We start from the raw sequence: 23,293 nt of genomic DNA on the forward strand, positions 1-23,293 counted from the left end.
CCGGCTCACCGCGACAAGGCGGCGGCCAGTCCCCTGATCAGCTCCGGCCCGACCCGGCAACAGCCGCCGACGAGCCGTGCGCCGCCGTCCACCCACCCCGCCACCCGCAGCGGGTCGAACGCCGGGGCGCCGATCCAGCCGCGCGCCACGGCGTCCCACCGCTCACCGCTGTTCGGGTACACCACGACCGGTTTGCCGGTGACCCGCCGGGCGATCGCCACCGCGTCGTCCACGTCGGCCGGGTCACAGCAGTTGACGCCGACCGCCACCACCTCGTCCACGCCCCGCACCGCCTCGAACGCCTCGGCCAGCGGCTGACCGGCGCACGTCCGCGTGCCGCGTGCGCTGTAGGAGAACCAGACCGGCACGCCGGACCCGGCGACCACCCCGAGCACCGCCTCCGCCTCCTCGACGTCCGGGATGGTCTCCACCGCCAGCACGTCGGGGCCCGCCTCGGCCAGCACCTCGATCCTGGGGCGGTGGAACGACTCCAGCTCCTGCCGGGTCAACCCGTACCGGCCTCGGTACTCCGAGCCGTCCGCGAGCATCGCGCCGTACGGGCCGACCGACGCCGCCACCCACCGCGGTCCGTCCACTTCGGACGCCGCCTGCCGGGCGACGGTCACGCTGTCCCGCAGCAGGGCGGCCGTCTCGGCCCGGGTGAGCCCGCGATCCGCGAATCCCTCGAACGTGGCCTGGTAGCTGGAGGTGATCACGACCTCGGCCCCGGCCCGGTAGTGGGCGAGGTGGGCGGACCTGATCGCGTCCTGGCCGGTCAGCAGCAGCCGGGCGGACCAGAGCGCGTCGGACAGGTCGTGCCCCGCCTGTTCCAGCGCGGTCGACAGGCCGCCGTCGAGCACGACCACCCGACTGGCCAGCGCGTCGGACAGGGTCATGCGACCGACCGCGCCGCGGCGACGAACTCGCGCATCAGCCCGTGGTCCTTCACACCCCGGCTCGCCTCGATACCGCTCGACACGTCGACGCCCCACGGACGCGCTCGGGCGACGGCCTCGGCGACGTCGTCCACCCCGAGCCCGCCGGCGAGCAGCCAGTCTCCCTCCGGGCGGGCGCCTTCCAGCGCGGTCAGGTCCCACCGGTGCCCGGAGCCCGCCACGGGCGAGTCGAGCAGCAGCATCCGCTCGCCGAAGGCCCCGACGCGCACATCGGTGTCCGCCTTGAGCGCGACCGCCCGGACCAGGGGCACGCCCACGGCCGCCACCTCGTCGAACGCGGCCCGCGGGTAGTCGCCGTGCAACTGGACGGCGCCGATCCCGGAGGCCTCGGCGAGCCGGCGGACGTCCGCCGCCGCGACCCCGCTGAACACGCCGATGGAGAGGACGCCCGGCGGCACCTCCCGCACCAGCCGCCGCGCCGTGTCGACGTCGACCTGCCGGACGCTGGCGCTGAGCACGAACCCGACCGCGTCGGCTCCCGCGTCCACGGCGGCGGCGACGTCGGCCTCGGTCCGCAGCCCGCACAACTTCACGTACATGCGCCGAACAGTAGCGTCATGGCGCTGCGAGCAGCCCTTCGTGCCGCACGGTCCAGCGGTCGGCGGGGAAGCCCGGGCACGGCGGCGAGCCGTCCCAGCCGGCGGCCACGAGCGCGGCGGCGGCGAGCAGGCCACCGTTGCCGGGCAGGTACGCGGGCAACCAGTGGGACTGCCGGTTGTGCCCGTTGGGCAGGTAGTGGTTCTTCGGCGTGTCCAGCAGCAACGCGTCCACGGCCGCGTGGCGTTCACCGAGGCGGGTGGCGGTCATGGCCATCGCCGGGTAGTCCCAGCCCCACGTGCTCGGCCAGTCCCACTCGGCGAGGACGTCGTGGAGGGTCGCACGCATGGTCGCGTGGTCGATGAAACCGGTGTCGGGGACGACCCCGAGCGCGTACAGCACGGACGGGTGGTCGTCGCGGACCGTCCACGGCGGCGTGCCGATCGCCGCGTAGCGACCGTGCCGCACGGCAGGCCGGACCAGGCCGTTCGCCACGTCCGCCCACAGCGGCTCCTCGGCCAGGCCCATCAGTGTCCGCCGGCGTTGCGCGACCCGCAACGCCGGGTTGCAGGTTGGTGCACACCCGGCCGGACAGCGCCTACGTGCGGCGGATCGCGCCGGTGCCGGCCAAGAAGGCGCGGCTCGGCGTGGACGCGTGGCGGGGACGCGTGGCGGGGACGCGTGGCGGGGACGCGTGGCGGGGACGCGTGGCGGGGACGACAGCGGCATCCGGCACGTCCTCGGGCCGCCGACCTCCTGCTCCGGCGTCCGCGGTAGTCAGGCGTCCGCGGCAATCCGGTGTGGCCGAGGTGATCGCCCCGTCGGGCGCGGCGTCGTGGGGACGCCGCGCCCGACGACAGGGGTTCTCGTCGGCGGCTACGTCAGCGACGGGCCGGCAGGTCGAAGCGCCAGCCGTCCGCGCGCAGCCTCGGGATGACCTGCTCGACCGCGTCCACCGTCTGGCCGCGGTCGTGGGGGCCGTCGTGCATCAGCACCACGGCGCCTTCCGTGACGCCTTCCATCACCCGCCGGACGAGCTCGTCGGTGCCCGGCGGCTCCCAGTCGGAGATGACCAGGCGCCAGCCGATCGACGTCATCCCGAGCTCGGCGGCCACCTGGGGCGTCTGGCCCCAGCTGCCGTACGGGGCGCGGAAGTAGCGGATCGGCACGCCCGGCACGGCGCGGCGGATCGCGGCGTTGGTCTCCTCCAGGTCGGCCTTGATCTGCTCCGGCGTCCACGTGCCCATGTTGTCGTGGTGCATCGTGTGGTTGCACAGCTTGTGGCCGCCCGCGACGATCGCGCGCACCAGCTCCGGGTGGGCTTCCACGAAGTCGCCCCAGAGGCAGAACACGGCCTTCACGTGGTGCTTGCGCAACACCTTCAACAGACGCGGCGTGTCGACCGGGTTCGGGCCGTCGTCGAACGTCAACGCGAGGGTGCGGCCACCGTGGCGGGTCGAGTCGACCACCACGGCCCCGCCCTCGTCCGGCTGACCGGCCTGGGCCGGCGCGGCGGCCAGCCCGAGCACCAGGCCCGTCGTCAGGACCACGGTTCTCCACTTCATCGTGAAACCCCTTTCGTCGGACGCCCTGAGGGCGCGGCCAACTATCAGGTCGTGGTTCGGCCGGGTGCCAGCAGTTTCGCGGATGTTTCGAGTCTTGACTGGCGTGTCTCGACTGGTGCGCGCCGACTGGCGCGGCGGCCACGTGCGGGAGTCAGGAGCGGGAGCCGGGAGCGGAGGTCGGACACGGGGGTCAGACGCGGGGGAAGTGCGCGGCGACTTCGGCCAGCGCGTCGAGCGTCGCGGCGTCGACGTGGCCGGTCGCGGTCTCCGCTTCGGCGATGGTGATGGATCTGCCCTTGGTCACGGCCCCGTAGTTCAGGCCGGTGAACGTGATGTCGGCCAGGCCGAGCAACGACGCGCCGAGCGGGCGGATGTCACCGCTGCCCTGCACGTCCTCGATCCGCTCGAACTCCCCCACGTCACGGGCGTTGCGAAAACCGACCCAGACCACCGACACGACCGCGCTGTTGGCGACGTCGTCCGCGACCGCGATCACCATCCGGTCCAGCGAGGTGCAGGGCGTGTGGGTGAAGAACTCCGCGACCTCGCCGTGCGACACCGACAGGCACTCCAGCTGCGTCCGCAGCTTCTCGTCGAGCCGCCGCATCCCCATCCGCTGCCACGCGCCGTCACGGTCGCCCCGCTTCGCCGCCTTCTGCCCCTCCACCTTGCGCGCGGCCACGCTGGACGACCCCGGCGAACCGCCCGGAGCCGACCCGAACAACCCGGCCCCGCCGGCCGCTCCGCCGGACCCGGCCAGGCCGAGCACGACGACCACCGCCGCGACGGCCGCGCCACCTCCGCCCTTCTTGCCGTTGTTCAGCGGTATGCGACGGCCGTTCTTGGTGATGAACCCGGTGGCCACGTCCTACTCCCCCTGATCGGTCTGGATCCCCGACCCGAAAGCTAATGACCAGCACCGACAATTCCGGTCTCTTCACCGGCGGCGTCGCCCGATCGTGCGACCAAGGGACGTCTCGCGTCCAGCACGGCGATCACCACCAGCATGACGGTGGCGATGCCGAGGAGAACCGCCCACGTCCGGGTCTGCGCCGCCTCCGGCAGGGCGGTGGTGGTCGAATCGTCGAGTATGAAGACCTGCACCAGCCCGCGGATCGAGGACACGAAACCGATCAGCAGCGGCCCCAGCACGACAGGGAGCGCACGGTGGTGCGAGGCGAAGGGGGCCACAGCAGTGGCGGTGGCGGTCGCGGCGGCGACGACCAGTGCGATCAGGGGTTCGGCGGGCATGATCAACGGCTCGTTGGTCACCATCTCCATGTACGTCCCGGTCACCTTTCCCATCGTCGCCATCACGAAGCCGAGCCCGGCGCAGGCCAGTGCGGCCAGGACGGCTCGGTGCCGGCTGCGGCCCACCGCCACCCCGACGACGAGTCCGGCGAAGGCCCACGGCCACGCCGTCGTCATCTGGCCGGCGGTGAAGTAGTGGCCCAGGATCAGCGGCGCGGCGACGGCGTACAGGACAAGGCCCGCGGTCGCGGCGCGCAGCACCATGCCCGAGCCCGACAACACCGCCAGTCCACAGGCGCAGAGCAGGGTCAGCACCCCCGCACCGCTGTTCGGCAGGCCCACCACCGGCAGCGCGCCGTACAGCAGGAAACCGGTCACGTTCAACACCGCCGGGAGCAGTGCCGCCACCGTGCCGACGATCGCGGTGCGCACGGTGAGCAAAGGGTGCTCGGGTCGGGCTATCCGGCCGGTGCGCACGGCGTACACAGCCAGGACACCGCCGAGCAGGCCGAGCGCGGCGAAGCTGTAGTTCATCAGGGCGGGACGGTCGGGCCGGTCGAGCCAGTGCAGTCCGAGCAGCACCGTGCCGAACAGCATCGTCCCGACCGCCACGCCCGACAGAGCGGCGCCGTGCCCCTCCCAACCGGCAGAGGCCAACGCGGAGGCGGCGCACAGCACGCCGAGGACGATCAACGCGGTCCCGGCCGCACCCGCAGCCGAGACCACGTAGTACACGCTCGGCCGGTCGCTCAGGAAGTGGTTCTCGGACCTGACCACCTCGGGCACTTTGCCCAACGCGCCCGCGACCAGGAGCCAAGGCCAGTGCCACGACCACCGCCGGACGACCCAGAGGCCGACGATCGTCGCGACCAGGGTGAGCCCCAACTCCGGGACGCTGTACCTCGACAAGGTGATCGAGGTGCGGTACGTCCCCGTCAGGTAAGGGCCGTGGGAGCCGATGTTGAACAGGGCCACCACCGCCAACGCGGTCACGCCCCAGACCCAGCCGAGCTGACGGCGTGCCGCCACGTTGTCCATGGTCGGCAACCTATCGGGGCTACCGGTCGGGTGATCCCGGAATGCGGCAAAGAACCGGGGCCCCGCCGTGCGAGCGGAGCCCCGGTCCATTGTGGAGCGATCAGTGCGGTTCGATCGGGTGGCGCGATCAGCTGGTCGGGAAGTTGTCCGGGGTGTTGATCCGGCTCTTGATGAACGCGCCCGACTCCGTCAGAACGCCGCTACCGGTGTAGGTGCTGCCGTTGCACGTGCCCGCCCGGAGCGCCGCGCTGCTCTCGCTGTGGTCCGAGAACGTCCAGTTCGCGTAGCTGATCTTCAGCCGGTCCAGCAGGTCCATCCAGGCCGTGCTGCTGGCCCGGTCGAACGCGCCGGCGCCGGTGGCGCTCACCGTGCCGAACTCGCTGACGAACAACGGCAGGCGGGACGCGGCCCGGCTCACCGTCGCCCGGTAGTTGTCGTGGTGCGAGGCGGCGTAGAAGTGGAACGTGTACATGATGTTCGTCGCGTTGACCGGGTTGTTGATGACCTCGGTCTCGTTCGAGCCCTCGGAGACGCCCAGCGACGACCACGCACGCGTGCCGACGAGGATGACGGCGTCGGGGTCGGCCGCGCGGATCACCGGGATGACCTGCTCGGCGTAGCTCTTGATCGACGCCCAGCTCACGCCGTTGGGCTCGTTCGCGATCTCGTAGATCACGTTGTTCTTCGCCGAGTTGCGCGTCGCGACCGAGCGGAAGAAGGTCTTGGCCCGCTCCAGGTTGTAGTTCGGGTCGCCCGGCGTGAGGGTGTGGAAGTCGATGACCGCGTACATCCCGCGCGCCTCGGCCATGTCGACCAGGCTGTTCACCTGGTTGGTGAAGCCGCTCGGGTTGGTCTCGTAACCCTGTTCCTGCACGTACATCGCGATCCGGAACAGGTCGGCGTTCCAGTCCGTGGCCAGCGCGTCGAGGGACGCGTTGTTGTAGCACTTGGCGAACCACTGGATGCCGTGGGTGCTCATGCCGCGCAGCTGGATCGGCCGGTTGTACTGGTTGCACAGGTTGACGCCGCAGACGCGGAGCTGACCGTTGATCGCGACCGGGGTGCGACCGACCGGCGGGTTCGAGGTCGTCGTGGTCGTGGTGGTGGACGTGGTCGTGGTGGACGTGGTCGACGTCGTCGAGATCGACCCGGTGCAGGCGACGCCGTTCAGCGTGAACGACGTGGGCGCCGGGTTGCTGCCGGACCACGAGGCGACGAAGCCGAGGTCCGTCGACGCGCCGGTGCCGAGCGTCCGGTTCCAGTCGACGTTGGTGGCGGTGGCCGTGGAGCCGGACTGGGTCCAGGTGGCGTTCCAGCCCTGGGTGACCCGCTGCCCGGCGGTGAACGCCACGCCGAGCGACCAGCCGCTGACCGTGTCACCGAGGTTCGTGATCTTCACGGACCCCTGGAACCCGCCCTGCCACTGGCTGGCGACGGCGTAGTCGACCCGACAACCCTGGGCGGCGGCCATGGCGTGCGGCAGGACTGTCGCCGCACCACCCAGGACCACCGCGCAAGCCGCAATAGCGGCGGTGGAGCGCTTCACTGAGCCCCTCCTCATCTGGACAAACGTCTGGGAGCGCTCCCAGACACGGCGGGACGGTACACCCGGAAACGTGCTCAAGTACAGGGTGCCGACTCGCGGTGGACCGGCGTGGCTTCCCCCGCCGGACGGCCACACCTGCGCTCCGAGCCCCGGACGGATCCCGGGACCACGTCCATGGACTGGAACCCGGCTAACGCCCGTTCTCAGGGCCGGGCCGGGGAATCCCGGTGGCGACCACGCCGCGTCAGCGGCACCCCGGTGCGGATCCCAGGGTGCCGAAGTGCCTGGCGCGAGGGCTGGGAGCACCCCCGCGCCAGGCGTTCGATCAGCCTGCCGAGCAGGTCGGCGACATACCCGCGCCGGATCCCGTGCCCTGGAAGCCGAACTCGGTCGACATGCCGGCCGGGACGTTGCCGTTGTAGCTCACGTTCTTGAACTGGATGGCGCCGCTGTTACCGCTGCGGTCGGCGCTCCACCCGTTGGTCACCGTGGCGCCGGACGGCAGGGTCATGCCGACCGTCCACCCGTTGAGCGCCGACGATCCGGCGGTGACCTTCACCGTGGCGACGAAGCCGCCGTTCCAGGAGTTCAGCGACACCGAAGCGGTGCAGCCACCCGTACCGGGGTTCGAGGTCGTGGTGGTGGTCGTCGTCGTGGTCGTCGTCGAGGTGGACGTCGAGGTGGACGTGGGAGTCGACGTGCTGCCGCTGTTGAGGGCGTTGAGGGTGGAGGTGTAGGCGGGCTTCTTGTTGCCCGAGCTGTCGAACAGCAGCGGCGTGCCCGAGGCGCGCCACGAGTCGCTGTCCCGGATGCCCCACACCGTGATGCCGGTGCAACGCGCCACCGCGAGGCAGGCCTTCACGACACGCTCGTAGTTCTGCGCCTGCGCGCTGCCCGAGCCCTCGATGTCCAACTCGGTGATCTGCACGTCCACACCCAGGTTGGCGAAGTTCTGCAACGTGGTCTGGTAGTTGGCCGGCACCGGGCTCTGGCTGTTGAAGTGCGACTGCAACCCCACGCAGTCGATCGGCACACCACGCTGCTTGAAGTCCTGCACCAACCGGTACACCGCCTGCGTCTTCGCGTGCGTCCAGTCGTCGGTGTTGTAGTCGTTGTAGCAGAGCTTCGCACCCGGATCCGCCGCCCGCGCCGCCCGGAACGCCGCCTCGATCCAGTCGTTGCCGGTGCGCTGGAGGTTCGAGTCACGCCGAGCGCCCGACGAGCCGTCCTGGAACGCCTCGTTCACCACGTCCCACGAATGGATCTTGCCCCGGTAGTACGTCGCCACCTGCGTCACGTGGTTCAGCATCGCGTTGCGCAACGCCGTGCCCGACATGTTCTGCATCCAGCCCGGCTGCTGCGAGTGCCACGCCAACGTGTGCCCGCGCACCTGCATCCCCTGCGCACGCGCGTGGTTCACGATCCGATCCGCGTTCGTGTACGTGAACTGACCCTGCGACGGCTCCAACGCGTCGATCTTCATCTCGTTCTCGGCCGTGACCATCTTGAACTCACGGTTGAGGATGCCCACGTAGGTGGAGTCACCCAGCTTGTTCGCCGCGACCGCCGTCCCGAAGTAACGACCGGTCTCGGCCGCCGAGGCCCCGAGTGTGGTCCCGGCGCTGGCGGTCGACGCCAAGAGCACCGCGGCCCCCGCCGTGGCGGTCACCAACGTCGACACGAGCGCTACCCGTGACACTGACCTCGATGTCAGCTTCATGTTTCGCACCTTCTGAGAGCACCTGCGGTTGAGCGGCAGGTGGGGTGGGTGAATGGGCGATCCGGGCCACCGGGCGGGGCGGTCCGGACCGACGCACATCGCGGAGGAGGTCCGGTGCCACGGATTCCTTCCCCGCCAACGGTTGCCGGCCGGTTGGGCAGGTGAGGTCGTTCGGATCGGCCGACGACCACGTAGGGGTCTGAAACTTTTAGAAGTATTGACCGAAACAGATAGGTCTGGCAAGCACCGATCCAGCCTCATCTTGCGGACTCACGTAGGCCTGAGTGCCGCCAGTGCGCTTCTCGCCGGCCTGTCGACCAGGTCTGGATCGATCGACCCGGACGTCACGGTCGGAGCGAAACCCCTGCTGAGTGGCCTGACGTGCGACTTTCAGCCCAACCGCGCGACGCGGGCAGAACCACCCGAGGGGCACCGCACAAAGTTCGAAACAATTCGAAAGTAACTTCGCAACTCTTCTGCCGAATTACCGCACGGAGGTGCGGCTCAGGACCCGATCGCCCAGTCGGAGTAGGTCTTCCGGGTCAATTCGGCGGTGTCGAAGTACTGCTCCGCAGGACCAAACGGGTGCGGACGAGGCTCGTGCCGGGTTCCACGGGTTCACTGCGCACCTGGCGCAGGACGCGCTCGACGCACCGGCGACCGACCTCGGTGAAGTCCTGGTGCACGGTGGTCAGCGGCGGGACGAAGGAGCCGGAGTCGGGGATGTCGTCGAAGCCGACGACGCTGACGTCCACCGGCACGACCTTGCCCTTCTCGTGGAACGCGCGCAGCAGCCCCAACGCCATCTGGTCGTTGGCCGCGAACACGGCCGTGCAGTCGGGTTCGTCGGCCAGCACCAGACCGGCGCGGTACCCGGACTCGGCGGACCAGTCGCCGCGCGAGAGCGGCGGGACGGGTCGGCCGGACGTTTCGAGTTCCGTCCGCCAGGCCGACGCACGGCGCTCGGACGCGAACGACTCCGCCGGCCCCGCCACGTGCCAGACCGTGTGGTGGCCCAGGTCGAGCAGGTGTCGGACGGCCTGGCGGGCGCCGTCCACCTGGTCGGTGTCCACGACGGTGTAGCGGTCGTCGGCGTCGGAGTCCACGACGACGACCGGCACGCCGGCCGGGAGGTTGACCGTGGCGGCGTCCAGCAGGTGGATCTCCATGATCACGATCACCGCGTCCACCGCCAGCTCACCGAGCCGGGTGAACGCGCCGAGCACGCCGTCCCGGGTGGGCACGGCGACCGGGATCAGCGTGATCGCGTAGCCCTCTTCGGCGGCCTGGTCGACGATCGCTTCGAGGGTCCGGCTGTTGCCGACGGACGACAGCGTGAACAGGATGACGCCGATCGTCCGGAACTGGCCGTACTTCAACGCGCGAGCCGCGCTGTTGGGGCGGTAGCCCAGCTCCCGCATGGCCGCCAGCACCTGTTCCCGGGTCGAGCCGACCACGCTGGGGTGGCCGTTGGACACCCGCGAGACGGTCTGCGCCGACACGCCGGCACGGCGGGCCACGTCCGCCATCGACACCCGACGAGCGGGTCGTCCGGGCGGGTCCGTCGGCCCCTCGGCCGCCGATCTGGTCAGGCTCACGCTCGACTGCTCCTCTCGCGCGCCGAGCCTTGACGCCACGGCACCGCGCTGCCACTATAGCGCGCGATGTTTACGCAAACGTCCCTCGCGACGCCGGTGACCGGGCGCTGACCTCGGTTCTTGCCGACCGGACCGCCGCCTCTTTCCGGTGCACAGGCGGCCGGTGTCGTCGTCGAAGCGGATCTCCGCGGGCACGGTGAGGACGTGACGGCGGAGTGGCCGGGCAGTTCGCCCAGCCACAGCACCGGGTCATAGCTGTCAACGTCCGGGGCGGCTCGGCCTTCAGCTGCCGCTCCCGGTGAAGCGCCCGGCCGGGAGCTTCACCGAGAGCGGTGGCAGCGGTCAGAGGGCGCGTTCGAGGTGGTCGGACAGGAGCTTGACGAAGCGGGACGGGTCGGGGAGGTCGCCGCCCTCGGCGAGCAGGGCCATGCCGTGCAGCAATTCGGCCGATTCGGCCAACGCGGTGTGGTCGTCGGATTCCGCGAACGCCTTGTGCAGCCGGCTGACCAGTGCGTGGCCGGGGTTGAGCTCCAGGATGCGCTTCACCGGCGGCAGTTCCTGGCCCATCGCCCGGTACATCTTCTCCAGGGTCGGGGTCAGGTCGTGGGCGTCGCCGACGACGCACGCGGGCGAGGTGGTGAGGCGTGAGGACAGGCGCACCTCCTTGACCTGGTCGGCGAGCGTGGTCGTCATCCACGTCAGGAAGTCGGCGAAGTCCTTCTGCCGCTCCTCCGCCTGCGCCTTCTCCTCCTCCGTCTCCAGGTCGACCTGTCCCTTGGCGATCGACTGGAACGCCTTGCCCTTGTACCCGGGCACCGCGTCGACCCACATCTCGTCGATCGGGTCGGTGAGGATCAGCACCTCGAAGCCCTTGGCGCGCAGCGCTTCCAGGTGCGGCGAGTTCTCCACGGTGGCCCGCGAGTCACCCGTCATGTAGTAGACGTGCTGCTGGTCGTCCTTCATCCGCTCGACGTACTGCGCCAGCGTGGTCGGCCGCTCGGCGTCGTGGGTCGAGGCGAACGACGCGATGTCGAGGATGGCGTCCTGGTTCTCGGTGTCGCTGAGCAGGCCTTCCTTGACCGCCGCGCCGAACTCCCGCCAGAACGTCTCGTACGACTCGGGCTTGTCCGCCATCAGGGACTTGACGGTCGACAGCACCTTCTTCACCAGCCGCCGGCGCACGCTCTGGATCTGCCGGTCGTGCTGGAGGATCTCCCGCGACACGTTCAGCGACAGGTCGTGCGCGTCCACGACGCCCTTCACGAACCGGAGGTACTCCGGCATCAGCTCTTCGCAGTTCTCCATGATGAAGACCCGCTTGACGTAGAGCTGCACGCCGCGCTTGCGCTCCCGCATGAAGAGGTCGAGCGGCGCCTGGGACGGGATGAACAGCAGCGCCTGGTACTCGAACACCCCCTCGCCGTGCATGCGGATGGTTTCCAGCGGCTTGTTCCAGTCGTGGCTGACGTGCCGGTAGAACTCGGCGTACTCGTCCTCCGTGACGTCCGCGGCCGGACGCGCCCACAGCGCCTTGCGGGAGTTGATCGTGGTGGGCTCGGCGCCGTCCTCGGTCGCCATCCGGATCGGCCACGTGATGAAGTCCGCGTACCGCTTGACGACTTCCTTGATCTTCGCGGTGGACGTGTAGTCGGGGAGGTGGTCCTCGGTGTCCACGGGCTTGAGGTGCAGCGTCACCGAGGTGCCCTGCGGCACGTCGGCGACGTTCTCGATCGTGTAGGTGCCCTCACCGCCGGACTCCCACCGCACGCCCTCCGCCGAGCGCGGGTGCTTCGTCACGAGCGTGACCTTGTCGGCGACCATGAACGACGAGTAGAAGCCGATGCCGAACTGCCCGATCAGGTCCTGCGACGCGGCGGCGTCCTTCGTCTCGCGCAGCTTGTCCAGGAACTCGGCCGTGCCGGACTTGGCGATCGTGCCGATCAGCCCGACCACGTCCTCGCGCGTCATGCCGATGCCGTTGTCCCGGACGGTGAGCGTGCGCGCCTCCCGGTCGACCTCGATGGCGACGTGGAGGTCCGAGGTGTCCGCGACCAGGTCCTTGTCGCGGAACGTCTCCAGCCTCAGCTTGTCCAACGCGTCCGAGGCGTTGGACACCAGTTCGCGCAGGAACGTGTCCTTGTTCGAGTAGACCGAGTGGATCATCAGTCGGAGCAGCTGGCGCGCCTCCGACTGGAACTCGAGCGTTTCCACGTTCGTCCTTTCTGTGCTGCCGTCGTCGACCCGTGATCGTATCCATTCTCCGGCCGACGTGGCACCGGGTCGAAAACCGGTCGTCCGGGCGTGGTCCTGATCTCTAGGGTTCCCCCGAGCCGAGGGGGCGGGAGGGGTCATGCGCACGTCGTACCCGCGCACCCCGCACCTCCCGTGGTCCCCCGGGGTGTCGGCGGACGACGTGCGGATCGCCGACCTGTGGCTCCCTGCGCTGAACCTCCGACATGGCGGTGCCCCGGCCACCTGTGGCCGGGGCACCGCTGCGATCGGGGCACCGCTGTGATCGGACCGCCGGTGCGATCAGCGCACGACGTGGTTCAGGAACGCCGTGAACGCGGCGGCGGAGACGGCCAAGTGCCCACCACCCGGATTCTTCGAGTCCCGCAGCCCGACCCGGTCCCGCGCTGCGGCAGGTCGGGCGACTTCGACACAGTTGTCATCCGGCATCGAACGGGACGACTTCCGCCAGGTCGACGTGACCAGCACAGCTTCCATCCTCTACTCCTTCAAGATCGACTCAACGAGTCGCCGGCTGTCCTCGACGGACAGCGCGATCTTCACCGTCTCGCCGAAGACGTACTTCCACCTGCGCACGTCGGCAGGGCTGTCGCTCAACGTCGCGTCCGCGTGCTCCTGCCGAAACATCGGCGGGTCGTCGACTCCGAACTCCAACAGGGAATACGGCGACGAGTGTCCCACGTACAGTCCGGCGCTGAACGGCACGATCTGGAAGGTGATGTTCGGGGCAGTGCTCACCTCCAGCAGGTGCAGCAGCTGTGCGGACTGGACGTCCCACCCGCCAACCCGGTACCGGACGGCCTCTTCGCCGCAGATGGCGTGGAAGTGGACCTGCGGGTTGTCCAACAAGCGCTGCCGTCGCATCCGCAGTTCCACGGCCCGGTCGAAGTTCTCCGGTCGGGTCTTGGCACCGGGCAGGTCGATGGCAGCCCGTGCCCAGTCGGCGGTCTGGAGCAAGCCCGGCACCCAGCCACTCGAACATGTCTGGATCTCGGAAGCGGACGACTCGTAGCCGATCAGCTTCTGCAACGCCGGTGACGCGATGTCGTCGTACTCGTGCCACCACTCCTTTCGCTTAGCGCGTTCGCGCAACGCCATCAGCGTGGAAACCTCGGCTTCCGTCGCCTCCAGTTTCTGCGCCGCGACCAACAAATGGTCGGCAGACGGCACGGCCACACCGGTCTCGACCTGGCTCCACGTTGGCTGACTCAGGCCTGCGGCCTTGGCGACGTCGGTGACGCGCAGTGTGTCGATCCGGCCCCGCAATTCACGCAGTTTCAGGCCAAGACGCCTTGCTGCAAGCGTTGCGCTGACGCCTTCAAGCTCGTCCACGAATTACCTCCATGGCTACAGACCGTATTCCAATAGTCCGCCTATCGGTGTACTGGACCTTCTTTCAGCGTTCCGTCAATATTGGCGGAGTGTTGAAGCGATGGAAAGGCGTGAGCAGGTGAGCACCCGACCGGGTGTCGAATCAGATCCGGCGGACTGGTGGGCGACCCACGAGACGGGCAACGGCGGCCGACCCAGGCCGACGACGCGCGTGGCGATGGGCGACGGACGAACCGGCACGGTCCAGCCGTACGAGGGCTGCTGGAAGGCGTCGACGTTCCCGGTCCTGATCGACTTCACCGGGCAGACGCTCATGATGCGGACCGCCGACGTGGCCGTGATGACCCCCGGCGGCCACACGACGCCGAGAACGCGTGACAGGTCAGCAGGATGAACCGAGAGAGGAACCGACCAGTGAACCGGATCGGCGATCAGATCGTGACGAGTGTGGGCATGCGACTGCACGACGAGGTGTCGATCACCTTGCGGGGGAGCCTGGAGACGACGGCGTTCCTGACGATCGGCGACAGCATCGAGATCGTCCTGGGCGAGACCCACGTGCGCGCCCTGCGGAGCCAGGCCGAGGCGGCGCTGGGCGACATGGCGATGGTCGACGCGGCGGAGAACGTGCTGAACGACGCCTACCACGCCGGGGCGCAGGCGCGGACGGCCGCAGCACTGGCGCGGCAGCACGCCGAGGCCGCCGAGCGAGCCGGGGCCACGGAGCAGGCCGACCTGGCGAACCGGGCCGCCAGGCGCGCGGCCGAAGCGGCGGAACGAGCACAAGCGGCCACCCACGCGGCTTACGCGGCGATGACCGTGGCCGACGACGCGGCGGAGGAGGCCAGGGCGGCGGCGTTCCGGGCGGCTGGTGCGGCGGGTGCGACACCGCCGGACGCGCCGGCGCTGCTCCCGGCGTGACGGGCCGCACCCGGGATCGCACCCCGGCCGGCAGCACTCCCCCGCCGTGCCCGGCGTGAACGCGACCCAGGCGAAGGACGCCGCGCGAAACCGGCGTTCGTGATGCGCACCGCGCCCTACGTCGAGAACCCGGCCACCGCCAACCTCGGTGCCCTGGCCGATCAGGCCCGCCACCTCGTGCTGGCCCACGGTGACAAGGTGGAGCACTGGCTGATCGGCAAAGAGTGGTGGCTACACCAGGGCGGCGGCAGCGACCGGGCGGTGAACTCCGGCGGTACGCGACCGTGGCGCGGGCCATCACCAACCGCATGAAGGCCGCGAACCCGGGATCAAGGTGTGCGTGCTCGCCAGAGGGCGCGGCTCATGCGATCGCCCTACTACGATCCACCGCATGCCGGAACCTCGCGCGCTGGCGGACCTGCCCTTCGCCTCCTACCTGGAGGACCACGACGAGGAGCACCTCGAACCCCACGGCGACTACAACGTCGTCCGGTTCACCGACCGGGAGTTCCCGGACCAGACGGCGGGCAACGCGAGGTTCAGCGAGTCGGCGCTGTCCACCGTCCGCTTCACCGAAGGATCACTGCGGCGGGCCCGGTTCAACGACGTGTGGCTGCACGGGGTCCAGGTCATCGGCACCGACCTGGCCGAGACCGGGTGGCTCGACGCCGAGATCGTGAACAGCGCGTTCGCCGGGGTGGCGATGTTCGAGTCCTCGCTGAGCCGGGTGGCGTTCTTCGGCTGCAAGCTGGTCTCGATCAACCTCCGCGGCGCGACGCTGCGCGATGTCACGTTCGTGAACAGCATCCTGCGCGACGTCGACTTCACCGGAGCGGACCTGACGAACGTCTCGTTCCCCGGATCCACGCTCGAAGACAACCGGTTCGACCAGGCCAAGCTCAAGGAAGTCGACCTGCGCGAAGCCGCCGAACTGGGCATCCGCAACGGTTTCGACTCGCTCAGGGGCGCGACGATCACCTTCACGCAGGCGCTGGACCTCGCCCCGGTGCTCGCCCACACGCTCGGCATCACGGTGAAGGACTGACCTTCGGCGCGGCACGCATCTCGAAGTGCAGGTACGGCGACCCGTCCGGCAGGTCGTAGAAGACCACGGGCGTCCACGGGTCGTGCTCGTTGCGCCGTGCCGCGAAAAGCCCTTCCTCCACCGGCACCAGGTCCATGTCGAGCGGCGTGCTGACCGCCGCCAGCTCACCGTCGTTCACACCGCGCAGGTGCAGCACCCCGTCCCGCTCGGTCACCGCCACCGTGAAGCCCTCACGCGGGTAGCAGCCGACGTACCGGGCGATGTCCACCGCGGGCGGCTCGGCGGGCGGCGCGAAACGCGGCACCGCGACCCCGGCGCACTCGGTCAGCAACTCGGTGAACAAGCGGGAGTAGACCTTGCCGGAGACGCCGCCGTTCGCGAGCAGCGCCACCGCCACCCCGGCGTCCGGCACCACCCGCAGGACCGCCTTCTGGCCGATCGTCGCGCCGTCGTGGCCGATGACGCGACCGCCCGGCCAGTCGTAGAGGATCCAGCCGAGACCCCAGTCCGCCGGGAGAGCGCGCTTGAACGGCGGTGACACCTGCGGTTCCCGCATCGCGATGACCTGTTCGCGGGGCAGGACCACGGTGCCGTCCGGCGCACGGCCGCCGTCCATGTGCATCCGGGCGAACCGGACGACGTCGGCGGCGGTCGCCGTGATGGTCCCGGCCGGGCCGGCGGACCGGGCCAGGCTCCACACGGGCGCGGGCACCGGGTCTTCACCGGGTTCACCGAGGTGGCCCAGCGCCGCGCGGAACCTCAGCGCCTCCTCGGGCAGCGTCATCGTGCTGTGCGCGCCCAACGGGGTGAGGACGCGTTCCCTCAGCGCCACGTCCCAGAGCTGACCGGTGAGCACCTCCACGATCCGGCCCAGGATGGTGAAACCGCTGTTGCAGTAGGACATCGTGGCACCCGGCGGGTGGTTCTGGCCGAGCCCCGCGCACGCCGCCACGTACACGGCCAAGCAGTCGTCGCCGCGCCCGGTGTCGTGGAAGAAGTCGCCGTCGATGCCGCTGGTGTGCGAGAGCAGCTGCCGGGTCGTGACGGTTTTGGTGGCCACCGGGTCGGCGACCGCGAAACCCGGCAGCACCGTGACGACCGGCGCGTCCAGGTCGAGACTGCCCTCGGCGACCAGCTGCATGATCAGGGTCGCGGTGTACAGCTTGGTGATCGAGCCGATCTGGAACAGCGAGTCCGTGGTCGCCTCGACACCCGTGCCGACGTGCAGCACGCCGGTCGCGCACTCGTGGATCTCGCCGTCGACCAGGACCGCCAGCGAGGCCCCGGGGACCCGGTGCTCCGCGCACAGCTCCGCCAGCCGGCTCTCCCAGTGTCCGATGTCCATCGCCTGCTCCCCCCGGATGGCACCAAAACGTCGTCGTACCAACACGTTAACCGACTTCGTGATCTACGGGAGGGCGCTTTCCTCCGACCAGGTGTAGTCGGGCGGACGGTAGTCGCGGCAGCGCGCGAGCAGCCGGTCCAGGTCGTGGTCCACCAGCAGCATCTGCCGGTACGGCGGCTTGAGGAACCCCTCCTCCACCATGTGGTCGATCATCTTCAGCAGGTGCGCGAAATAGCCGTCGGCGTCCAGCAGTCCGACCGGCTTGGCGTGCAGGCCCAGCTGCGCCCACGTCCAGACCTCGAACATCTCCTCCAACGTGCCCGCGCCGCCGGGGAGCGTGATGAACGCGTCGGCCAATCTCGCCATCAACGCCTTGCGCTCGTGCATCGACTCGACCACGTGCAGCTCGGTGAGGCCTTCGTGCGCCACCTCCCACTCGACCAGGCTGCGCGGGATCACGCCGATCACCGACCCGCCCGCCGCCAGCGCGCCGTCGGCCAACGCGCCCATCGTCCCGACCCGACCGCCCCCGTAGACCACGTCGATGCCGCGTTCGGCCAACGTGCGGCCGACCAGCCCGGCGAACTCGACGTGCCGCACCCGGCCGCCGGATGAACCGCAGAACACGCACACCTTCATGCGCCCACGGTAGGATGGCTGCGGCCGGACGGCCGAGATCACCCGAAGGTGGAGCCAAGTCCGGGCATGAATGGAATCCCCGGATTTGTTGCCGAAAAAGATGTGGTGTGGCGCTCGGCCCCCCGTGCTCACCGTAGCGGGATGGCAGAACGACGGCGGCGGTAGGACGACGGCTGCGGAGGTAGGACGACGGCTGCGGAGCAGCGGGGAAGCCGGCCGGGAACGGTCACCGGCCCAGGCCCGCGCCTCCGTTGACGCCGATGACCTGGCCGGTGATGTGACCCGCTTCCGGCGAGGTCAGGAACGTCACCGTCGCCGCCACGTCGGAGGGCCTGCCGGTGCGGCCGTTGGCGGGCCGGCCGACCAGCTTCTTGCGCCGCTCCTCGGACAGCGTGCCGCCGAAGAACTCGGTCTCCTCGGTGACGCCCGGAGACACCACGTTGACCGTGATGCCGCGACCGCCCAACCCGAACGCCAGGTCCGCGGTCCACGCCTCGATCGCCGCCTTGGCCGCCCCGTAGCTGCCCGAACCACGCCGGGCCGCGATGGAGCCGATCGTGACGACCCGCGCGTCGTCGGCCAGCCGCGGTTCCAGGGCGGTGGTCACCAGCACGGCGCTGAGCACGTTCGACTCGAAGTTGGCCAGCCACAGGTCGCGCACGTCCGCCAACCCGTCCGGCGCGGGACGGCGGCGGGCCGTGTTGCCGCCGGCGTTGTTCACCAGCACGTCCACCCGGTCCGGCAACTCCGCCAGCGCCGCCTGCACCTGCGCCGGGTCGGCCGCGTCGAACACCACCGCCCGTGCGCCGATCTCCGCCGCGGCGGCGGCGAGCACGTCCGCCCGCCGACCGGTCACCACGACGTCCAGACCGTGCTTCACCAACCCGGCCGCCACCGCCTTGCCGATACCCGTGCCGCCACCGGTCACAACCGCTGTTCTCGTCATGCCATGGTCTTATCAGCGCGATTCGACCGGGGCGATCCACTCGTCGGCCCAATAATTCCCGTGATTGTTCACATTTGTGATCACGGCGGCGGTGCGGGAGGACCGTGCGCGGCCGGGTGAAAGGTCGTACCACGTCCGAATGTTCCTTTTCAGTCGAAGGTGGAATTGACGCGCTCACCGCGCGATTGCCGCACTAGCGTCCGGACGGGAAGTGCGTTCCCATGCTCCGGAGGTGTTCGTCGTGCAGGTCCACCCATGGCTGGTTCTCGCGCTCGTAGGCGGTCTTCTGGGCGCCGACCAGGTCCGCTCCGCCGACGCGACGGTGGAGGTCGTGTCGAAGCGGGCGCTCATGTCCGCCCCCGCGGTGCCGGCGGTCGGCGGCGGGTTCGTCACCGGCGGCGATCTCTTCACCCCGGACGGCGCCACCCGCGTCGGCGAAGGCTTTTCGCACTGCGGCGTGGTGGCGGTCTCGGTCGACGTGCCGCCGGCGGTGATCGCGCACTGCACGTCGACGTTCCGGCTGCCGGACGGGGAGATCCACCTCTCCAGCATGCGCAGGTACAAGTCCATCGCGATGGGCTTCACCGACACCCCCATGGCGATCGTGGGCGGCACCGGCGCGTACGCCGCCGCCCGGGGTGAGGCCAAGGCGACGCGGTCGAACTCGGCGGACGTGGGCTACAGGTTCGTCTTCACCCTGGTCGACTAGCGGATCTCCAGTTCACCGGACAGCGGGACGAGCGGTGAGCGGCGGTTGTCCACGACCGCCAGCGACGGTCGCGGGCCGCCCCGCCACTGCCCGCCCGCCAACGGGATCGTCGTCACGCCGGGCGCGGGCCCGCGGGTCCAGTCGAGCACGCCGGCCATCGTCGCCAACCGCGTGGTCGACAGCACCTCGGCCACCGACGCGGTCGTCCCGGCCGCCTCGACCGCGTGCGCCGCGACCTCGAACAACGCGTGCGCGAGCCCGAGCGGTTGCAGCCAGGGCGATCCGGTCGCCTCCTCGTACGCCCGCGCGAGGTCCCGTGGCGTGCGGCCGTTCCCGCCGACGTGCTCGTGCTCCGGCGTCCACGACACGATCGTCGCCACCCTGTCCAAGCCGTGCCGGGCCACGCCGAACGGGTAGGTCAGCCACCGCGAGCAGGTCACCAGCCGGGGCTGCCGGGCGCGCACCACGGCGGCCAGGTCGGCGGCGGTCGCGGCGCTGGTCACCACCTCCACGTCGCCGACGTCGGGCACCACGCCGCTCGACTCCCGGTACGGCAGGTCGACCAGCCGGTGCCCGCGCGCGACTGCGACAGGCCGGAACCACCGCCGCAGCGCGCTCCCCTGCGGCCCGTCGTTCCACACGCAGCCGACCGTCCGCGCCGGACCGACGTGCTCCCACAGGTCGGCGAACACGGACGCGATGTCGTCCAGCCCCCAGCAGAAGTGGAACGCCCAGCCCGGACCCGACCGGCCCGAGCTCGACTGGCCCGAATCAGGCCGGCCCGGATCCGGCCGTCCGGATCGGGACCGGGCGGCGGCGAACACCTGCCACGGCAACGTCGTCGACACGCACGGCACCTCGTGCTCCGCGCAGGCGTCCACCACCGCCGGCAACGTCGTCGTGCCGCCCAACGTCACCACCACCCGCACACCGGCCTCGACCAGCGACCGGGTCGCGGCACGGGCGCCCTCCGGCGTCGACCCGCTGTCCCGCAGGACCACGTCGGCAGGCCAGGGCAGGGCACGGGCGACGAACTCCAGCGGCGCGCCGAGCGGCGCCAGCCTTCCGGTCGTCGCGAGGACGACTCCGATCCCGGGACGCGGCACGGCCGCAACGTACCGACGCGCCCCGTCCACGATCGGGCGATCCCAAGGCCGAAACCGGTCGCATTTCGCCGTGCGCCGAACAATCAGGTCCACGTGGCTGATCATCGAACACATTCGATTCACCGCGTCGAATAGCCGGCCGGATTTCCGTCGAACACATCGACGCGATACCCGGAGTCGGCATCGCCGAACGCCGTTGCCAGTCGATTCCCGTCGAAACCCTTGCGTCACCCATCTGTTACCGCCAACATCATGGCGAGGCAGCGCTGGAACACGCCGTTGCGCCCGGTCGGACGGTCGTGGCGTGCGGGTGCGCCGGGCGGCGACCGGCGCGGCTGGATTCCCACTGCGGTCGGTTCCGCCCTCGGCGCGCGTTCGGTTCCCACCCTTCCCGCTGCCGCATGCGATTACGAGGAGCGTCATGGCCGATATGCGCGGCAAGCTGAGAAGAATTCGTTGGCGGGTTGGCCTGCTGGCGACCGGAATGGTGTCGCTGCTCGCGAGCGTGGGGCTGGTCGCGGTGACCGACGCCCAGGCGGCGGCGGGCTGCAAGGTGGCCTACTCGGTCCCCAGCCAGTGGCAGGGCGGCTTCAGCGGCAACGTGAACATCACCAACCTGGGTGACCCGGTCAACGGGTGGCGGCTCACGTGGACCTTCCCGGCCGGCCAGCAGGTGACCCAGGCGTGGAACGCGTCGGTCACCGCGTCGGGCGCGCAGGTCACCGCGACGAACGTCAGCTACAACCCGACCATCGGCACCAACAGCACGGTGTCGTTCGGCTTCAACGGCTCGTGGACGGGTTCGAACCCGGCTCCGACCTCGTTCGCGCTCAACGGCGTCACGTGCACCGGTGGCACGACCACCACCACCAGCACCACGACCACGACGACCACCACGACGACGACCGGCAACCCGCCGGTCGGCGACGCGATGGCCCAGGTCGCCGCGATGCAGCCCGGCTGGAACCTCGGCAACTCGCTGGACGCCGTCGGCAGCGACGAGACCGCGTGGGGCAACCCCCGGATCACCGAGGCGCTGCTCGACAACGTCCGCGCGCAGGGCTTCAAGAGCATCCGCATCCCGGTGACGTGGAGCGCGCACCAGGGACCGGCCCCCGGCTACACCGTCGACGCGGCGTACCTGAACCGGGTGAAGGAAGTGGTCGGCTGGGCGCTGGCGGACGGCTTCTACGTGATGATCAACGTCCACCACGACTCGTGGCAGTGGATCAACACCATGCCGACCGACCGCACGACCGTGCTGGCCCGCTACAACTCCCTGTGGACGCAGCTGGCGACCGCGTTCCGCGACTCGTCGACCAAGCTGATCATGGAGAGCGTCAACGAGCCGCAGTTCAGCAACAGCTCCGGCGACGCGCAGAACGCGCAGCTGCTGCACGAGCTGAACACGTCGTTCCACAGCATCGTGCGGCGGTCCGGCGGCAACAACGCGAGCCGGCTGCTGGTCCTGCCGACCCTGCACACGTCGTCCGAGCAGGCCCGGGTGGACGAGCTGGTCGCCACCTTCAACTCGCTCAACGACCCGAACCTCATCGCGACCGTGCACTTCTACGGCTACTGGCCGTTCAGCGTGAACGTCGCGGGCGGCACGCGTTTCGACGCCACCGTGCAGAAGGACCTGACCGACTCGTTCGACCGCGTGCACGCCGCGTTCGTCGCGCGGGGCATCCCGGTCATCATCGGCGAGTACGGCCTGCTGGGCTTCGACCGGCACACCGGCACCATCCAGCAGGGCGAGAAGCTGAAGTTCTTCGAGTTCTTCGGCCACTACGCCCGCAGCAAGCAGCTCACCACCCAGTTGTGGGACAACGGCCAGCACTTCGGCCGCACGTCGTTCCAGTGGAGCGACCCGGAGCTGTTCGCGCAGATCAAGTCGAGCTGGACGACGCGGTCGGGCACGGCGTCGTCGGACCAGGTGTTCAGCGCCCGCTCGTCGGCGATCACGAACAAGTCGCTGACGCTCAACCTGAACGGCACCTCGTTCGTGGGTCTGCGCCACGGGACCACCGACCTGGTGCGCGGCACGGACTACACGGTCTCGGGCGACCAGCTGACGATCACGGCCGCCGCGATCACCCGGTTGAGCGGCTCGCGGGCGTACGGGACGAACGCGACGCTGTCGGCCCGGTTCTCGGCGGGCGTGCCGTGGCGGATCAACCTCGTCACGTACGACACGCCGGTGCTGCAGAACGCGACCGGGACGACGGCGGCGTTCTCGATCCCGACGTCGTTCCGCGGTGACCAGTTGGCCACGATGGAGGCGAAGTACGCGGACGGCAGCAACGCCGGGCCGCACAACTGGACGTCCTACAAGGAGTTCGACCAGGCGTTCGCGCCGGACTACACCGCCAACGCGACCGTCCTGAAGCCGGCGTTCTTCGCCGACGTGACGGACGGGGCGAAGGTGACGCTCACGTTCCACTACTGGAGCGGCGCGAAGGTGACCTACTACGTGACCAAGTCCGGCACGTCGGTCACCGGCGGCCTGACCTGATCCGAACCGCACCGATCTGAACTGCCCTGCCGGAAGCCGGCGGCCCGGAGCGCACTGCTCCGGGCCGCCGGCCTTTTCGTCGCGGGAAACCCGGCGAGACCGCATTTATCGGGTCGACGGCCATTCGGCGATTCGGGTGAACCTGACCGGAAGTGCGCCGGTGGACAACTTCGGGACACAAAGCTGACATGAATTCGAGCACTCCGGTGGCGGTTACCACCGCCGCTATGCTGCGTGCACTATTCCAATCGCCCTATTCGCCGTAGGCCGAAGG

22 protein-coding genes are annotated in these 23,293 nt (G+C 69.9%); 6 read left to right on the forward strand and 16 right to left on the reverse strand.

The window, feature by feature from the left end; translation table 11 throughout:
* Positions 1-5 precede the first annotated feature (5 nt).
* From mmuM to ACRAKI_RS23905, 12 genes are all read right to left on the reverse strand, one after another.
* Complete coding sequence (mmuM, locus tag ACRAKI_RS23850; protein ID WP_447002737.1) at positions 6-896, reverse strand: homocysteine S-methyltransferase; 891 nt, start codon at positions 894-896, stop codon at positions 6-8.
* Positions 893-1,495: a phosphoribosylanthranilate isomerase gene (locus ACRAKI_RS23855; protein WP_447002738.1), complete on the reverse strand. Its 603-nt coding sequence runs from the start codon at positions 1,493-1,495 to the stop codon at positions 893-895. Before ACRAKI_RS23855 ends, mmuM begins: the two co-directional genes overlap by 4 nt.
* Before the next feature lie 16 nt (positions 1,496-1,511).
* The gene (locus ACRAKI_RS23860; protein ID WP_447002739.1) at positions 1,512-2,021 is read right to left on the reverse strand and encodes a hypothetical protein; all 510 of its coding nucleotides are present in this window, start codon (positions 2,019-2,021) and stop codon (positions 1,512-1,514) included.
* 353 nt (positions 2,022-2,374) lie between these two features.
* Positions 2,375-3,058 (reverse strand): polysaccharide deacetylase family protein, encoded by a 684-nt coding sequence (locus tag ACRAKI_RS23865; protein ID WP_447002740.1) that lies wholly within the window; start codon positions 3,056-3,058, stop codon positions 2,375-2,377.
* A 190-nt stretch (positions 3,059-3,248) separates the two neighbouring features.
* On the reverse strand, positions 3,249-3,923 hold the full coding sequence (locus tag ACRAKI_RS23870; protein ID WP_447002741.1) for a hypothetical protein: 675 nt from the start codon (positions 3,921-3,923) through the stop codon (positions 3,249-3,251).
* A gap of 41 nt (positions 3,924-3,964) precedes the next feature.
* Positions 3,965-5,347 carry a hypothetical protein gene (locus ACRAKI_RS23875; RefSeq protein WP_447002742.1) on the reverse strand — a complete coding sequence of 461 codons (1,383 nt, stop codon included), beginning with the start codon at positions 5,345-5,347 and terminating at the stop codon, positions 3,965-3,967.
* Between the two features lie 127 nt (positions 5,348-5,474).
* On the reverse strand, positions 5,475-6,893 hold the full coding sequence (locus ACRAKI_RS23880; RefSeq protein WP_447002743.1) for a cellulase family glycosylhydrolase: 1,419 nt from the start codon (positions 6,891-6,893) through the stop codon (positions 5,475-5,477).
* A 325-nt stretch (positions 6,894-7,218) separates the two neighbouring features.
* Entirely contained in the window at positions 7,219-8,613 is a 1,395-nt protein-coding gene (locus tag ACRAKI_RS23885; RefSeq protein WP_447002744.1) for an endo-1,4-beta-xylanase, read from the reverse strand.
* Positions 8,614-9,155: 542 nt separating this feature from the next.
* The gene (locus ACRAKI_RS23890; protein WP_447002745.1) at positions 9,156-10,211 is read right to left on the reverse strand and encodes a LacI family DNA-binding transcriptional regulator; all 1,056 of its coding nucleotides are present in this window, start codon (positions 10,209-10,211) and stop codon (positions 9,156-9,158) included.
* A gap of 342 nt (positions 10,212-10,553) precedes the next feature.
* Positions 10,554-12,374: a molecular chaperone HtpG gene (htpG, locus tag ACRAKI_RS23895; protein ID WP_447008493.1), complete on the reverse strand. Its 1,821-nt coding sequence runs from the start codon at positions 12,372-12,374 to the stop codon at positions 10,554-10,556.
* A 369-nt stretch (positions 12,375-12,743) separates the two neighbouring features.
* Positions 12,744-12,938 carry a DUF397 domain-containing protein gene (locus tag ACRAKI_RS23900; protein ID WP_447002746.1) on the reverse strand — a complete coding sequence of 65 codons (195 nt, stop codon included), beginning with the start codon at positions 12,936-12,938 and terminating at the stop codon, positions 12,744-12,746.
* A 3-nt stretch (positions 12,939-12,941) separates the two neighbouring features.
* Positions 12,942-13,793, reverse strand: coding sequence for a helix-turn-helix domain-containing protein (locus ACRAKI_RS23905; RefSeq protein WP_447002747.1), 852 nt, complete (start codon positions 13,791-13,793; stop codon positions 12,942-12,944).
* A gap of 100 nt (positions 13,794-13,893) precedes the next feature.
* Between ACRAKI_RS23905 and ACRAKI_RS23910 the strand changes: the two genes are divergently transcribed.
* From ACRAKI_RS23910 to ACRAKI_RS23925, 4 genes are all read left to right on the forward strand, one after another.
* Entirely contained in the window at positions 13,894-14,187 is a 294-nt protein-coding gene (locus ACRAKI_RS23910; RefSeq protein ID WP_447002748.1) for a hypothetical protein, read from the forward strand.
* Positions 14,188-14,246: 59 nt separating this feature from the next.
* Positions 14,247-14,714 carry a hypothetical protein gene (locus ACRAKI_RS23915; protein ID WP_447002749.1) on the forward strand — a complete coding sequence of 156 codons (468 nt, stop codon included), beginning with the start codon at positions 14,247-14,249 and terminating at the stop codon, positions 14,712-14,714.
* A 99-nt stretch (positions 14,715-14,813) separates the two neighbouring features.
* Complete coding sequence (locus tag ACRAKI_RS23920; RefSeq protein WP_447002750.1) at positions 14,814-15,026, forward strand: hypothetical protein; 213 nt, start codon at positions 14,814-14,816, stop codon at positions 15,024-15,026.
* A gap of 79 nt (positions 15,027-15,105) precedes the next feature.
* A complete protein-coding gene (locus ACRAKI_RS23925; protein ID WP_447002751.1) occupies positions 15,106-15,759 on the forward strand; it encodes a pentapeptide repeat-containing protein in 654 nt (217 codons plus the stop codon).
* Here the strand turns inward: ACRAKI_RS23925 and ACRAKI_RS23930 are convergent.
* The 3 genes from ACRAKI_RS23930 to ACRAKI_RS23940 form a co-directional block, all read right to left on the reverse strand.
* A complete protein-coding gene (locus tag ACRAKI_RS23930; RefSeq protein WP_447002752.1) occupies positions 15,743-17,104 on the reverse strand; it encodes a serine hydrolase domain-containing protein in 1,362 nt (453 codons plus the stop codon). The two genes, ACRAKI_RS23925 and ACRAKI_RS23930, sit on opposite strands and share 17 nt — an antisense overlap.
* 63 nt (positions 17,105-17,167) lie before the next feature.
* On the reverse strand, positions 17,168-17,743 hold the full coding sequence (locus ACRAKI_RS23935) for an LOG family protein (protein ID WP_447002753.1): 576 nt from the start codon (positions 17,741-17,743) through the stop codon (positions 17,168-17,170).
* Positions 17,744-17,969: 226 nt separating this feature from the next.
* Positions 17,970-18,689, reverse strand: a complete 720-nt coding sequence (locus ACRAKI_RS23940; RefSeq protein WP_447002754.1) for an SDR family NAD(P)-dependent oxidoreductase — start codon at positions 18,687-18,689, stop codon at positions 17,970-17,972.
* Between the two features lie 241 nt (positions 18,690-18,930).
* Between ACRAKI_RS23940 and ACRAKI_RS23945 the strand changes: the two genes are divergently transcribed.
* Positions 18,931-19,398, forward strand: coding sequence for an allene oxide cyclase barrel-like domain-containing protein (locus ACRAKI_RS23945; protein WP_447002755.1), 468 nt, complete (start codon positions 18,931-18,933; stop codon positions 19,396-19,398).
* Here the strand turns inward: ACRAKI_RS23945 and ACRAKI_RS23950 are convergent.
* Complete coding sequence (locus ACRAKI_RS23950) at positions 19,395-20,504, reverse strand: ABC transporter substrate-binding protein (protein WP_447002756.1); 1,110 nt, start codon at positions 20,502-20,504, stop codon at positions 19,395-19,397. The genes ACRAKI_RS23945 and ACRAKI_RS23950 overlap by 4 nt on opposite strands.
* A 421-nt stretch (positions 20,505-20,925) precedes the next feature.
* Between ACRAKI_RS23950 and ACRAKI_RS23955 the strand changes: the two genes are divergently transcribed.
* A complete protein-coding gene (locus ACRAKI_RS23955; RefSeq protein WP_447002757.1) occupies positions 20,926-23,019 on the forward strand; it encodes a cellulase family glycosylhydrolase in 2,094 nt (697 codons plus the stop codon).
* Positions 23,020-23,293 lie beyond the last annotated feature (274 nt).

Source organism: Saccharothrix isguenensis (assembly GCF_052936305.1).